A 13,772-nucleotide genomic window follows, 5' to 3' on the forward strand; every position below is an offset into this window, starting at 1 on the left:
TTATCAAAATCTTGAACAACCATGGGTTTAATTTTATTTCTCAAAGAGGCAGTCATGTTAAACTTCGTAAAGATGGCGATCCGGTTTTAACAACTATCGTCCCCGCTGACAGAAAAGAAATCCCATTCGGCACATTTCGTTCTATTGTCCGTCAGTCAGGCTTGAACGAAAACGATTTTAAATAGCATTCAAACGCTTGTTCTCAACCAAGTCTTATTCAATTAACTAATTCATCAACACCTCTACAAATTATCCCTTAAAAAACCTACTTTTGCGGTTGAATGAAGCATATCCGTAATTTTTGCATTATAGCACACATCGACCACGGTAAAAGTACTCTTGCCGACCGATTGCTTGAATATACCAATACCATTACCAAGCGCGAAGCGCAGGCCCAGTTGCTTGACGATATGGACCTTGAGCGCGAGCGCGGTATCACCATAAAAAGCCATGCCATACAAATGGATTATGTGCTTGATGGCCAGCCTTATGTGCTCAACCTGATAGATACGCCCGGCCACGTGGATTTTAGCTACGAGGTGTCGCGTTCTATCGCCGCCTGCGAAGGGGCTTTGCTGATCGTTGACGCGTCGCAAGGGATACAGGCGCAAACCATATCAAACCTTTACCTGGCTTTGGAGAACGACCTGGAGATCATCCCGGTTCTCAATAAAATGGATCTTCCCGGTGCTATGCCCGAGGAAGTGAAAGACCAGATTGTTGATCTGATCGGTTGCAAGCGCGAAGATATCTTAGCAGCATCGGGTAAAACCGGTTTGGGTGTGATGGATATTTTAGAAGCCATTGTTAAACGCGTCCCTCCCCCTGTGGGCGATCCGGATGCGCCGCTGCAGGCTTTGATCTTCGATTCGGTATTCAACTCTTTCCGCGGTATTATCGCTTACTTTAAGGTAGTTAACGGCGAGATCCGCAAAGGCGATAAAGTAAAATTCTTCGCTACCGAAAAGCAATATATCGCCGATGAGGTTGGTACGCTGAAATTAAACCAGCTACCTAAAGATGTCATTAAAACCGGCGACGTAGGTTATATCATCTCAGGTATTAAAGAAGCGCGTGAGGTTAAGGTTGGCGATACCATTACTACCATTGCCCGCCCCTGCGAGGCCGGGATACAAGGTTTTGAAGAAGTAAAGCCAATGGTATTTGCCGGTATTTACCCGGTAGATACCGAGGATTACGAGGAACTGCGTGAGGCAATGGCCAAGCTGCAATTAAATGACGCTTCGCTGGTTTTCGAACCGGAATCATCTGCCGCATTAGGCTTTGGTTTCCGTTGCGGTTTCCTGGGCATGCTGCACATGGAGATCATCCAGGAACGTTTGGAGCGCGAATTTGATATGACGGTGATCACTACCGTACCTAACGTATCTTATCTTGCATATACCACCAAAGGCGAAGAACTACCGGTTAATAACCCCTCCGATCTTCCCGACCCAAGCAAATTAGAATACGTTGAAGAACCTTACATTAAGGCCAATATCATCACCAAATCCGAGTTTGTTGGTCCGGTAATGTCGCTTTGTATCAATAAACGCGGCACTATTGTTAACCAATCATATTTAACTTCCGACAGAGTTGAGCTGGTGTTTGAGATGCCAATGGGCGAGATCGTATTCGATTTTTACGATAAGCTGAAAACCATTTCAAAAGGTTACGCCTCGTTCGATTATCATCAAACAGGCTACCGCCAGAGCGACCTGGTACGTTTGGATATTAAACTGAACGGCGAACCCGTGGATGCGCTATCATCATTGATACACCGCAGCAACAGCTACGATTTTGGTAAAAAGATCTGCGAAAAGCTGAAGGAGCTATTGCCGCGCCAGCAATTCGAGATCATTATACAGGCCTCTATCGGTGCCAAGATCATTGCCCGCGAAACAGTGAAAGCCATGCGTAAAGACGTAACCGCCAAATGTTATGGTGGTGATATCTCGCGTAAGCGTAAATTATTAGAAAAACAAAAAGCCGGTAAAAAGCGCATGCGCCAGGTTGGTAACGTAGAGATACCGCAATCGGCGTTTATGGCGGTTTTGAAATTAGATTAGATATGCGTACAGCGTATTGCGTATTGCGATGTTTTGTCTCAATACGCAATACGCACATCTCAATACTCACATGCAATTACTCGACGGAAAATACGTATCAGAAAAACTTAAAGGTGAAATAGCCGAACAAGCTGCCGAATACTTAGCTAAAAGCGGTCGCAAACCGCATTTGGTGGCTGTTTTGGTTGGGCACGATGGCGGCAGCGAAACCTATGTGGCCAGCAAGATGAAGAACTGCGAAAAGGTAGGTTTTAAGTCGAGCCTGGTACGTTATGAAGATGATGTTACCGAAGAAGAGTTATTAGCCAAGGTAGCAGAACTGAATGCCGATGCGGATATTGACGGCATCATCGTACAACTCCCTTTGCCCAAACATATCGATCCTGAAAAGGTGACCGAGAAAATTGACCACCGTAAAGATGTGGATGGCTTCCACCCTATTAACCTGGGCCGTATGCAGCGTAATCTGCCGTCGTTCATCCCAGCTACACCTTACGGCATCACTTTAATGCTAAAAGAATACGGCATTGAGACCGCAGGCAAACATTGTGTGGTTATCGGCCGCAGCAATATTGTAGGGTCGCCTATGAGTATCCTGATGGCGCGTAACACCACTCCGGGCAACTGCACCGTGACCATTTGCCACAGCCGCACACCTGATATCAAGAAGTTTACGCTGGATGCCGATATCCTGATCGTAGCCATAGGTAAAAAGAACTTTGTCACCGCCGATATGGTAAAAGATGGTGCCGTAGTTGTTGACGTAGGTATGAACCGTGAAACTTCAACTACAACCAAATCGGGCTACAAATTATATGGCGATGTTGATTTTGACGGCGTGGCTCCTAAAGCATCATGGATAACCCCGGTACCCGGTGGCGTTGGTTTAATGACCATTATCGGTTTATTGAAAAATACGTTAAGTTCGGCCAATAAGGAAGTATATCAGTAATGGAAGATGTGAAAGGTAAAATGGAAGATGTAATCAATAAGGCCACATTTTCCATTTTACATCATCCATCTTACATCCAAACAAGGCATTCAAATATCTCTTTTATCGAAAACATGGCTCCGCAAACAAACTCATCGGCAGCGCCATAGTAAATGGTAATGGTATCGCCATCAGGTTCAATAATATGGCCGTTGGTAAATACTACATGGCCAAAAAACCCGCTGGTTTCGTAAATCTCGGTTGGTACCATAATTGGTTCGTCGGTTCGGGCCAGCACTTTTGAGGGGTCATCCAGATCAAGCAAAAAAGCGCCCAGGCAATAATTGTGTTCGTAATTTGCGCCGTGATAAATTTCCAACCAACCCTTTTCGGTTTTAATAGGCGCGGCACCGGCTCCTACCCTTGCGCTGTCCCAGTTATCTTTACGTGTTTTGATAATACATTTGTGATTTCCCCAGTGCACGCCATCCGGCGATTCGGCCAGCCAGATGTAGTTACCGCCAATATCCACGCTGCTTGGGCGGTGCAGGGCATAAAACAAGCCGTTTATCTTTTCCTCAAAAATGGCGCAGTCCTTATTATGCGGTGGCATGATCATGCCCTGGGTTTCAAAATTTACCCAATCTTTGGTGGTTCGCATACCAATGCCTACTCCGCTATCAGATACGGCAGTAAACGTCAGATAAAATGTATCGTCCAATTTGGTAACCCGGCAATCCTCTATCCCAAAAGTTTGCAGCGGGCCTTTGCCAAACAGTTTTTCGTACCCATCGGGCTCGTAAAATTGTTTACCGTCATCGCTGCAAAGCAAACGCAGGTGCGATAGCGTAGTTAAATAATCTACACCTTTATAGCGTACCACGCGGGCATCGGTAGCGATCAGGTCGGCATCATCCAAGGCTATCCGCATGATCTCTGTTTCGCCGGTGGCTGTGAGGATGGGAAAGGAAACCACGATCTTATCCTGCTCCGGCCGCTCGGCAACGCGTACCAGCAGCCATGTTTTACCATCAAATTGAAACACGCCCGGGTTTAACAAACAAGCGATATGCAAGCCATCTGTAGTGGCTTTTAAGTCTTTAGGCGATAATAACGGATTTTCGGGAAAGCGCCTGGCAATGTCTCTCATACCGCGTATAACAGGCGGTAAAAGGGAAAGGTTTTAAATTGATGGAAGATGGGAAAGGTAAAATGGAAAAGGTAATTATTCCTGATGGCTTCGGCTCTTTGCCAACTAAAAAAATGCTGGTTAATTAGTACGGAAAAAAATAAAGTTTATATATTTGCCGCATACAGTTCAATTATTCCACATGACAAAGATCTTAAGCCTTTTAATTACGTTTATAGGTATAGCCATAGTAGCCGGCGGTTTTATTTTCACCCCTGCACACTCGTTTAACGCTGTTGATTCAAACAGCGGTATCAGTGCTTCAGCCGGGTTAGTATTTGGCGGCCTGATCGTTTTTGGTGCCGGCCTGATCTGGTACATGTCTACCACTCCATTTGCCGGAGAGAAAGACAAAAAGTAATTAATTTGCTTAAAATTCGATAGTGGTTTAAGTGGCTTTGGCTATTTAAACCAATTCCATATCGATTTTATCCCCACGTATATCCCATCTTCACGCATTTCAACCGGGTAGGTTTTGATGTAATCGCCTTGTCCGGGGCTGCCGCGGCCCGTTTGTATATCATAGCTGTAGCGATGGTACGGGCACACCAGTTTACCATCCTTACACCAGCCCTGGCTGATATCGGCACCGGCATGCGGGCATTTGGCAGCCAAGGCGTGCACCTCGTTATTTACCCCAACCAAACAAACGGATGTACTGCCGGCCCTGGCCTTTGTTAAAAAAGGATACTTCAAATCCTTATTATCCAAAACCTTATACCACTTCATTTAAAACTAATAATCTATTTTAAAATTCATGATATCGGGATTTTTAAACGCATCCTCGATATTGGTTTGCAGGGTTACCGTTTTTTTATCGGCCGATAAAACAGCTTTGGCATTATCAACCCTGGTAACCGGATCTGGAAAAGTAAGCGTGATACGGTATGGCATATCAATAAGCATGGCTTTTGACAGGTTAAATACCGATTCGTTGGTTTTGATGTATTGGCTGAATTTGGCCTTATCGATGGTCCGGTAAAACTTATGCGGGCCTATGTCGTAATTATAATAATCCTGCCCTAAAACAAACTGGCTGCCATCGGCTTTTTTAAGGCTTTTACTCTCCGGCATCATGGTGCTCAGATGCTGTTGGGATGTCATCTTCGACAAGTGTTTCAGGTAATAATCCAGATCGTGTGAGTTATCGGCCGAGTACCTGATGCTGGCTTTCATTAAATTACGCTTCAGATTCATCATCAATACCAGATCGCTGTTTTTAGCCATACCAACCTGGATGGAGTCCATTTTTTGTTGCGTAGTGTCCGGCAAGGCGGTATAAAAGTTTACGGTGGTATCTTTAGCTTCGCCGTACTGCGGTGATTGCTTTACCGAATCGGGCAGCAGGTTAGCCAGTACCGATACAGCGGTGCTCATATCAAAATTATAGATCACGTTACATGAGCCATCCGCATGAAAAACATATTCCTCTTCCAGGTCTACACACGAGGTGAGGCTGGAAACAAGCACTACGAAAATAGCCACGTAAAGTTTCTTCATACATTTATCCCGCGTTCTTTGTAATCCTATTCACACAAAACTAAGTGTTTTTTAATGGATTTAAGTGTATTGCTTATCTTTGTTTAATTATTATGATTAATCAGATTCCGGAAGACGGTACATTACTTCCTTTAATGGAAGAGTTTTATACGATACAGGGCGAAGGGTTTAATACCGGTAAGGCTGCATATTTTATTCGTTTGGGCGGTTGCGATGTGGGCTGCCATTGGTGCGATGTTAAAGAAAGCTGGGATGCGTCCATCCACCCGCTTACCTTAGCCGATACCATTGTTGAAAATGCTGTAAAATATCCCGGCAAGGCAGTTGTAGTTACGGGCGGCGAACCTTTGATCTATAACCTGGAATATCTTACCGCGCAATTACAGCAAAAGGGCATCAAAACCTTTATTGAAACATCGGGGGCATACCCTTTGTCAGGATCCTGGGATTGGGTGTGCTTATCGCCGAAGAAATTCAAAGCGCCACGCAAAGATGTTGCCCCATTTGCTCATGAGTTAAAAGTTATCGTATTCAACAAATCGGATTTTGAATGGGCCGAGCAGTATGCCGAGCTGGTACCCGATACCTGCAAGCTGTATTTACAACCCGAATGGTCCAAATCAAAAGAGATGATCCCGCTGATTGTTGATTATGTAATGAACAATCCGAAGTGGGAAATATCGCTCCAAACGCATAAATACCTTAATATTCCATAATAAAATGTATCTTGCTGCGTATTCTCCTAAGTACGCAACTATGAAACGTTTGTTACTTTCATTGTTATTATGCTTACCGTTTGTTTTACAGGCGCAAGACAAGCAATACACCACCAACAATAAGGATGCGATAAGGTTATACCTGGGCGCCCGGCAAAGCCTGGACTATCAGCTTTATTTTCAGGCCATTGCCACATTAAAACGCGCGGTTGATGTTGACCCTAAATTTTTAGAGGCCCAAAATCAACTGGCCGACGTTTTACGGATAACCAAGCAACATAAAGAAGCCGTTGAACATTACCTGGCAGTTATTGCGGTTAACCCGGAGTTTAACAAAGGTGTTTACTCAAACCTTGGCAGCGAAGAGATCAACATAGGCGATTATACCAACGCACAAACCCACCTGCTTAAATATCAAACCTACGAGAATATTAGTCCCGAAAGGAAAAGATATACCGACCATTTGTTAAGTGATTGTAGGTTTGCGCTCGAAGCGTTGCAGCACCCGGTAACTTTTAAACCTTACAACATGGGCCCGGAGGTTAACAGCGCCGACGACGAATACATGCCCGTAGTTACTGCCGACGAAAGCGAACTGATATTTACCCGTAAAGTAAACGACAACGAAGATTTTTATAAAAGCACCAAGCAAAACGGCAAATGGGCCAAGGCGCTTTACCTGAGCAGGCAGATCAACACACCCAAATACAACGAGGGCGCGCAAACCATTACCCAGGATGGCGAATACCTGTTTTTTACCGGCTGCGACCGCCCTACAGGCATGGGGCAGTGTGATATTTATGTGACCAGGAAAGCAGGTGAAGATTGGGAGCCGCCTTATAATTTAGGTGCGCCGGTAAACTCAAGGGCGTGGGAATCACAGCCTTCTATTAGCGCCGATGGTAAGACCTTGTATTTTGTAAGCAACCGTAAAGGTGGTTTTGGCGGTTATGATATCTGGAAATCGACGCTGACCGATAAGGGCTGGACAGAGCCTGAAAACCTGGGCCCTAATGTTAATACGCCTTACGATGAACAATCGCCGTTTATACACCCGGATGATAACACGCTTTACTTTTCGTCAAACGGATGGCCCGGAATGGGTAATATGGATATTTTTGTAAGCCGCCGGGATAAAGACGGCAAATGGCAGAAACCTGAGAATCTGGGCTACCCCATTAATACCTACGCTGATGACAGCGGATTAACGTTAAATGCCCGCGGCGACCTGGGCTATTTTGCATCGAACAACATGAAAGGGTATGGTGGGTATGATATCTATGCTTTTGAGATGCCTGTAGAAAAACGCCCGAAGGTGGTAAGCTTTGTAAAAGGCGACGTAAAAGATGCCAAAACCCACCAGACGATTATGGCGATAGTAGAGATCATTGATCTTGAAACCAACAAAACTGTGTATCAGAATACCTTAGGCGATAACGGCCATTTTTTAGCAACCTTAATCACCGGCAAAAGATATGCGCTCAACATTTCCAAAGGGGGGTATATGTTCTATTCAGAAAATTTTTCTTTGACGGGCAAAGATGAGAAAAAGCAGTTTCAGATAGATGTGCCATTGCAAACCATTGAAGCGGGTAATAAAGTGGTTTTAAAGAATATTTTCTTCGATACCAACAAATTCGATATCAGGGATGAATCGAAGATCGAACTGCAAAAACTGATCTCGTTTTTAAACGATAACCCTAAAGTGGTGATCGAGGTTTCGGGCCATACGGATGATGTCGGCAATGATGCTTTGAACCAAACCTTATCGCAAAACCGCGCTAAAGCTGTTTACCAATACCTGATCGCGCAGCACATAGCTGTTTCCAGACTGGTTTATAAAGGCTACGGCAAAACCCAGCCCATTGCACCCAATACAACCGATGACGGTCGCCAGCAAAACCGGCGCACCGAATTCAAGATCGTGTCAAACTGATCAAGCGGCTTTTGCTTTCAGGGCCTTGGCTTCTATTTCGTAATCGTAACGAAGTTCGTTTTCGCTTACTACTACCCCGAAATCGTTAAACTGCATGCCCTGGTCAAAAGGGTAAATAAGGTATCCCCTTTTGTTGGCATCATAGCGGTCCAACACAAATACTTCTTCCGGGTATTTTTTCGCGCGGATCTTGGCGCCTTCTACCAATTGGTAGGCATCATTTATGGTGATATAATCGTTTGTTGTTGCTTTCATAGTGACCAACACTATGCAATAACTTTGCCATCAGGCAAACCATTCAAACAGGTCGGTTTGTTTAAGTTGCAATTTTTCGGAAGTATCCTTATCGTGGATGATCCGCCCTTCGGCCATCTGGATAATGCGGTTGCCGTAGGTAAAGGCATCCTTCAGGTTATGGGTGATCAGTATGGAGGTAAGGTTAAAATTCTTGATCAGTTTATCGGCGGTTTTCATTACAATATCGGCCGAGCGTGGGTCTAAAGCTGCTGTGGGCTCGTCCAAAAGCAATATTTTACAATCGTCCATTATGCTCATTAACAAGGTTAAAGCCTGCCTTTGCCCGCCCGAAAGCGTACCCATGGGCTGGTTGATCTTGTTTTCGAGTCCCATATTTAAAATGGCTATCCTATCCTTAACCTGCTGACTAAAAGCTTCATTAACACCAATGCTTAAACCTTTTTTATGTGTACGCAAGGCCGCTAAACGAAAGTTATCCAATATACTCAGATCGGGCGCGGTACCGCTTAACGGGTTCTGAAAAACGCGGGCTATCCATTGGCTGCGCTTGTAATCGGGTAAATTATTAACAATTTTTCCGTCAAGGCTAATTGTGCCTGTAGTCGGCTGTATACTGCCTGCAATAATATTCAGTAGTGTTGATTTTCCTGAACCATTTGAGCCTACGATCACCACAAACTCGCCCTGGGCAATATGCAGATCGATACCACTTAAAGCAACCACCTCGTTAGGTTTGCTTTTATTGAAAGTTTTATGTACTGATACGAGATCGATCATGCTGATTTTAATAATTGTAAACGCGGTAAACTAACAATCAACAACACGAAAACTGCGGTAACCAATTTAAGCAGGTTGGCATCGACACCTAAACTTAAAGTGAGTGCCAGTACCAACTGGAATATTATTGCACCGAACAGTACCAAGGCCAAGCTTAACCAAACGGAGGTGATGTTAAACCAGTTGATCAATGTTTCGCCGATAATGACTGAACCCAGGCCCACGATAACAATACCAATACCCATGCTGATATCGGCAAAACCCTGGAATTGTGTAATGAGGTAACCGCTTGTAGCAGTTAAGGCATTGGCAATGGCCAGGCCAATGATCTTCATGCGGTCGGTATTTACGCCCAGGGCCTTGATCATCGATTCACTGTTGCCGGTTGCGCGCATGGCAATACCGAAATCGGTTTTGAGCAGGTAGCCTATCAGTAAAGTGATTAACACTACAAAGATGATGAGCACCATAAGTGCGTTCTGGTTGGCATCGGTAACCAATTTAACCAAAGTGAATAAAGTATGGTCGATATCTATTGGAAGGTTCGATCTCCCCATTATTACCAGGTTAACCGAATACAAAGCCGTCATGACCAGTATCCCGGCCAGCAAAGCATTTATTTTTAGTTTGGTGTGGATCAAACCGGTTAAAGCCCCGGCAATTGCACCGGCTACAATGACGATAGGTAATACCACGTAAAAAGGCAAATGGTGGGTTAGCATTACAGCCGTTACCACACCTCCAAGCGTATAGCTCCCGTCGGTAGTAATATCGGGGATGTTGAAGATCTTCATGGAGATATAGATCCCCAGCGCAATGGCCGAGAAACACAAACCCTGTATAATTGCCGTGAGCAAAAAATCCATTATTTAACCGCTTCGAAATTTGCAGGAATGGTGATGCCGTATTTTTTCGCTGCTGCGGGATTGTATACCCGCTTACGCACTTTTACCATTTCCCACTTAAAATATTCACTTTTGTGAGTTTTTAAGTATTTAGCAGCCTGTACACCGGTTTGATAGCCCCATTGGTAAATATCAGCCCCAAAGGCGGCAACTGCACCGCGTTGCACCAAACCTGCCTCACTGGTAAAAATGGGGACATTTTTGTTGTTGCAGCTTTTTACGATGGTTTCGAATGAGGCAAAAACAGTATTATCAGGATTAGCGAAAAAAACGTCAATATTTTTACCTAATAAGGCTTGTGTAACTAATTGGGCATCAGCAGAAGTATTAACTGGTAAAGCTACCAACGTAACCTTAAGCTTTTCGGATAGGTCCTTTATTCTGTCCATGGCGTCGACCGACTGTGGCTCAGATTGGTTATAGATCATCCCGACCGTTAATTTGCCATGCTTAGGCTTTACCAATTGCGGAATAATTGAAAATGAGGTATCAATATAATCCAGGTCCTCACATGTTCCGTAAAGATTATGCGGGGCGTCACCAGCTTCGTCATTAACTTTCATTAACAACGGGGTTGGTGACACCATAGCAAATACCGGTAGATCGGTATCTTTTGTTTTTTGAAGTGCGGTAATAGTTGATAAGGTAGTGCAGGTAGCCAGCAGATCCACCTTTTCGCCAATAAACTGGTTAACTATCAATGTTAATGTAGGGATGCTGCCCTGCGCATTGTGATATTCTATTTTTACATTATGCTGATCTTCGCTAAAGCCGTTCTGCTTCAAAGCATCAGTAAAACCGGTGCGGGCCTGGGCAATGGTGGCATCTTCAAAGGCATCAACAAAACCAATTACAGGTACATTGGCTTTTTGTGATGAATGGCACGAGGCTAATACAAAGGCTGTTGCTGCGCAAAGTAGTAAATGTTTGATCTTCATGGGTACTAATTTAGGAAATTTGTAGGTAATTAGGCATAGCGTGTGGTGTTGGGAGGTCACAAGCGGACGCTTGCGCTGAATGGGATTCTCAGGTTGCATGTCATCGGACCTTTGGATCGCGTTAGGGGGTGAAGCGGATACCGGCCCGTGGCTAAGGCCAGTGTAGTATGAGCGGAACACCCGGGCCGAAGGCAACGCCCTAAAAATACTTTCAACGTTCAGGGTACTCCTCCGGAGTAAAAATCAATGTAATAAACACCTACAAACACGAAACTCATCCGGAGTTTTGCTTTTGTTAACCACCCTCTGTTTTTACCTAAAGAATGATCGTATTTCAAGTTGCTTAGGGAGGCTGCCTGTTTGCAAAAACTGTGTCTTAAACCCCTTAAGCTTCCTTAAAACCATCATATTGCAACCACCATTTATTCCTATCTGTTATTTTCTAAATTCTCAATGTGAATATTTAATTATTAATTAATCCGCCGTTTTCCCTATTTTCGCCGGTAATGATACGTATAACATCCAAACTTCCACAAACAGGTACAACCATATTTACCACGATGAGTGCCCTGGCTGCCGAGGTTGGCGCTATTAACCTTTCGCAGGGTTTTCCGGATTATGATTGCTCGCCGGTACTGGTAGACCTGGTGCACAGGGCCATGAAAAACGGGCATAACCAGTACGCACCTATGGCAGGGTTAATGAGCCTGCGCGAACAGATCAGCATGAAGACCGAAAATCTTTATGGTGCATGCTATAATCCCGAAAGTGAAATAACCATTACGGCCGGCGGTACGCAAGCTATATTTACCGCCATTTGTGCCACCATACAACCTAACGACGAGGTGATTGTGTTTGAACCGGCTTACGATGCTTATGCCCCGGCTATCAAATTAATGGGTGGTGTGGTAAAGTCGCTGGAACTTTCGCCGCCCGATTACCGTATACCCTGGAATATGGTACGCAGGCTGGTGACCAATAAAACCCGGATGATCATTTTAAATTCGCCGCATAACCCAACCGCCACCGTTTTACAGCAACAGGATATTGACGAATTGACCGGTATTGTAAAAGACTCGGATATATTGATTTTGAGCGACGAAGTATACGAACATTTGGTTTTTGATGGCGACGAGCACCGGAGTATGGCACGTTATGAAGAACTGCAAAAACGTAGCTTTATAGCAGCATCATTTGGCAAACTTTTCCATAATACCGGCTGGAAAATGGGCTATTGCCTTGCTCCTGCTTTTTTAATGCAGGAATTTAGAAAAGTACATCAGTTTTTGGTGTTCAGCGTAAACTCGCCTATGCAGTACGCCATTGCCGAATACCTGAAAGACGAAAGTGTATATCTTGATCTGCCCGGCTTCTTTCAGCAAAAACGCGATCATTTTCGTAATGCCCTGGCTCAAACCAGGTTTGAATTATTACCCTGCGCGGGCACTTATTTTCAATCGGTTAAATACGACAGGATAAGCGATGAAAAAGACAGCGATTTTGCGCTGCGTATAACTAAACAATTTGGGGTGGCATCAATACCTACATCAGCGTTTTATACCCGTGGTACAGACCACCACGTATTGCGCTTTTGCTTTGCTAAAAAACAGGAAACGTTAGACCATGCGGTTGAAAAACTGCTTAAAATATAATATACATGCCGATGGAATAGTTTTTACTAAACTATACGTACTATGGAAAATTTAAAAATAACCGTGTTTCAGGGTCACCTGTTTTGGGAGAACATTGATAAAAATCTGCAGAATATTACACTGCGTTTATCAGGCATCCGCGAAAAGACAGACCTGATCATTTTACCAGAAATGTTTAACACCGGTTTTACCATGAATGCCGAAACCCTGGCCGAACCCATGAACGGCAAAACCATGCAATGGATGAAGGAAACGGCCCAAAAATACGACAGCGTGGTTACAGGCAGCCTCATCATCAACGAAAAAGACAAATACTACAACCGCCTGATATGGATGCGCGCCGACGGCAGTTTTGAATGTTATGACAAGCGCCATTTATTTGCCCTGGGTAAAGAACACCATACGTATACCGCAGGTACCAAACGCCTGATAGTTGAACTAAAAGGCTGGAAAATATGCCCCATAGTTTGTTACGACCTGCGTTTCCCGGTGTGGCTGCGCAACAAAGATACCGCTTACGACCTGATGCTGGTTGTAGCCAACTGGCCCGAAAAGCGCTCGCTGCACTGGCGCACGCTTATCCCCGCAAGAGCGGTTGAAAACCAATGTTATATCATTGCCGTTAACCGTGTTGGCCATGATGGTAACGAAATTTACCATTCGGGCGATTCGATGTGCATTGACCCTAACGGCAATGTAATATATTACAAACGCGACGAGGAAGACGTTTATACGTTTACCATTAACCCCGAAGAACTGATCAAAGTGCGCAGGCAGTTGCCGTTTTTGGCCGATGCCGATGATTTTGAGATAGAACAGTAGTTTTGATTTCGGATGTCGGATGTTCGATTTCGGATTTTTTTAGGATTAACCACAGAGGCCGCAGAGAGTCTAAAACACG

General features: G+C 44.5%; 15 protein-coding genes. 8 read left to right on the plus strand and 7 right to left on the minus strand.

Going from position 1 to position 13,772, the window contains the following annotated elements; translation table 11 throughout:
* Positions 1 to 11: 11 nt before the first annotated feature.
* The 3 genes from ACFGVR_RS20805 (at position 12) to ACFGVR_RS20815 (ending at position 3,021) form a co-directional block, all read left to right on the plus strand.
* A complete protein-coding gene (locus ACFGVR_RS20805) occupies positions 12 to 185 on the plus strand; it encodes a type II toxin-antitoxin system HicA family toxin (RefSeq protein ID WP_448699452.1) in 174 nt (57 codons plus the stop codon).
* Positions 186 to 281: 96 nt separating this feature from the next.
* Positions 282 to 2,069: a translation elongation factor 4 gene (gene lepA, locus ACFGVR_RS20810; RefSeq protein ID WP_448699453.1), complete on the plus strand. Its 1,788-nt coding sequence runs from the start codon at positions 282 to 284 to the stop codon at positions 2,067 to 2,069.
* A 70-nt stretch (positions 2,070 to 2,139) separates the two neighbouring features.
* Positions 2,140 to 3,021, plus strand: coding sequence for a bifunctional 5,10-methylenetetrahydrofolate dehydrogenase/5,10-methenyltetrahydrofolate cyclohydrolase (locus ACFGVR_RS20815; protein WP_448699454.1), 882 nt, complete (start codon positions 2,140 to 2,142; stop codon positions 3,019 to 3,021).
* 70 nt (positions 3,022 to 3,091) lie between these two features.
* Here the strand turns inward: ACFGVR_RS20815 and ACFGVR_RS20820 are convergent, their stop codons facing one another.
* The gene (locus tag ACFGVR_RS20820; RefSeq protein ID WP_448699455.1) at positions 3,092 to 4,150 is read right to left on the minus strand and encodes a glycoside hydrolase family 130 protein; all 1,059 of its coding nucleotides are present in this window, start codon (positions 4,148 to 4,150) and stop codon (positions 3,092 to 3,094) included.
* A gap of 181 nt (positions 4,151 to 4,331) precedes the next feature.
* Between ACFGVR_RS20820 and ACFGVR_RS20825 the strand changes: the two genes are divergently transcribed.
* Positions 4,332 to 4,550 carry a hypothetical protein gene (locus ACFGVR_RS20825; RefSeq protein ID WP_448699456.1) on the plus strand — a complete coding sequence of 73 codons (219 nt, stop codon included), beginning with the start codon at positions 4,332 to 4,334 and terminating at the stop codon, positions 4,548 to 4,550.
* Between the two features lie 41 nt (positions 4,551 to 4,591).
* Here the strand turns inward: ACFGVR_RS20825 and ACFGVR_RS20830 are convergent, their stop codons facing one another.
* Positions 4,592 to 4,918 carry a Rieske (2Fe-2S) protein gene (locus ACFGVR_RS20830; RefSeq protein ID WP_448699457.1) on the minus strand — a complete coding sequence of 109 codons (327 nt, stop codon included), beginning with the start codon at positions 4,916 to 4,918 and terminating at the stop codon, positions 4,592 to 4,594.
* 6 nt (positions 4,919 to 4,924) lie between these two features.
* The gene (locus ACFGVR_RS20835) at positions 4,925 to 5,689 is read right to left on the minus strand and encodes a hypothetical protein (RefSeq protein WP_448699459.1); all 765 of its coding nucleotides are present in this window, start codon (positions 5,687 to 5,689) and stop codon (positions 4,925 to 4,927) included.
* 92 nt (positions 5,690 to 5,781) lie between these two features.
* On the opposite strand from ACFGVR_RS20835, the gene ACFGVR_RS20840 reads away from it, so the two are divergent.
* Together ACFGVR_RS20840 and ACFGVR_RS20845 are read left to right on the plus strand one after the other, a co-directional pair.
* On the plus strand, positions 5,782 to 6,405 hold the full coding sequence (locus tag ACFGVR_RS20840) for a 7-carboxy-7-deazaguanine synthase QueE (RefSeq protein ID WP_448699461.1): 624 nt from the start codon (positions 5,782 to 5,784) through the stop codon (positions 6,403 to 6,405).
* Between the two features lie 40 nt (positions 6,406 to 6,445).
* A complete protein-coding gene (locus ACFGVR_RS20845) occupies positions 6,446 to 8,341 on the plus strand; it encodes an OmpA family protein (RefSeq protein ID WP_448699463.1) in 1,896 nt (631 codons plus the stop codon).
* Here ACFGVR_RS20845 and ACFGVR_RS20850 read toward each other — a convergent pair whose 3' ends face one another.
* From ACFGVR_RS20850 to ACFGVR_RS20865, 4 genes are read right to left on the minus strand one after another with little or no spacing between them, the layout of a single operon-like run.
* Positions 8,342 to 8,596, minus strand: a complete 255-nt coding sequence (locus tag ACFGVR_RS20850; RefSeq protein ID WP_448699464.1) for a hypothetical protein — start codon at positions 8,594 to 8,596, stop codon at positions 8,342 to 8,344. It abuts the gene before it with no gap.
* 30 nt (positions 8,597 to 8,626) lie between these two features.
* Positions 8,627 to 9,376, minus strand: a complete 750-nt coding sequence (locus ACFGVR_RS20855; RefSeq protein ID WP_448699466.1) for an ABC transporter ATP-binding protein — start codon at positions 9,374 to 9,376, stop codon at positions 8,627 to 8,629.
* The gene (locus ACFGVR_RS20860) at positions 9,373 to 10,242 is read right to left on the minus strand and encodes an ABC transporter permease (protein ID WP_448699468.1); all 870 of its coding nucleotides are present in this window, start codon (positions 10,240 to 10,242) and stop codon (positions 9,373 to 9,375) included. The genes ACFGVR_RS20855 and ACFGVR_RS20860 overlap by 4 nt, the downstream gene beginning before the upstream one ends.
* Positions 10,242 to 11,219, minus strand: coding sequence for an ABC transporter substrate-binding protein (locus ACFGVR_RS20865; RefSeq protein ID WP_448699469.1), 978 nt, complete (start codon positions 11,217 to 11,219; stop codon positions 10,242 to 10,244). The genes ACFGVR_RS20860 and ACFGVR_RS20865 overlap by 1 nt, the downstream gene beginning before the upstream one ends.
* 506 nt (positions 11,220 to 11,725) lie before the next feature.
* Here ACFGVR_RS20865 and ACFGVR_RS20870 point away from each other — a divergent pair.
* Complete coding sequence (locus ACFGVR_RS20870; RefSeq protein WP_448699471.1) at positions 11,726 to 12,871, plus strand: methionine aminotransferase; 1,146 nt, start codon at positions 11,726 to 11,728, stop codon at positions 12,869 to 12,871.
* Between the two features lie 42 nt (positions 12,872 to 12,913).
* A complete protein-coding gene (locus tag ACFGVR_RS20875; protein WP_448699472.1) occupies positions 12,914 to 13,693 on the plus strand; it encodes an amidohydrolase in 780 nt (259 codons plus the stop codon).
* The last annotated feature ends 79 nt before the right edge of the window (positions 13,694 to 13,772 follow it).

The sequence above is a fragment of the Mucilaginibacter aureus genome (genome assembly GCF_053514885.1).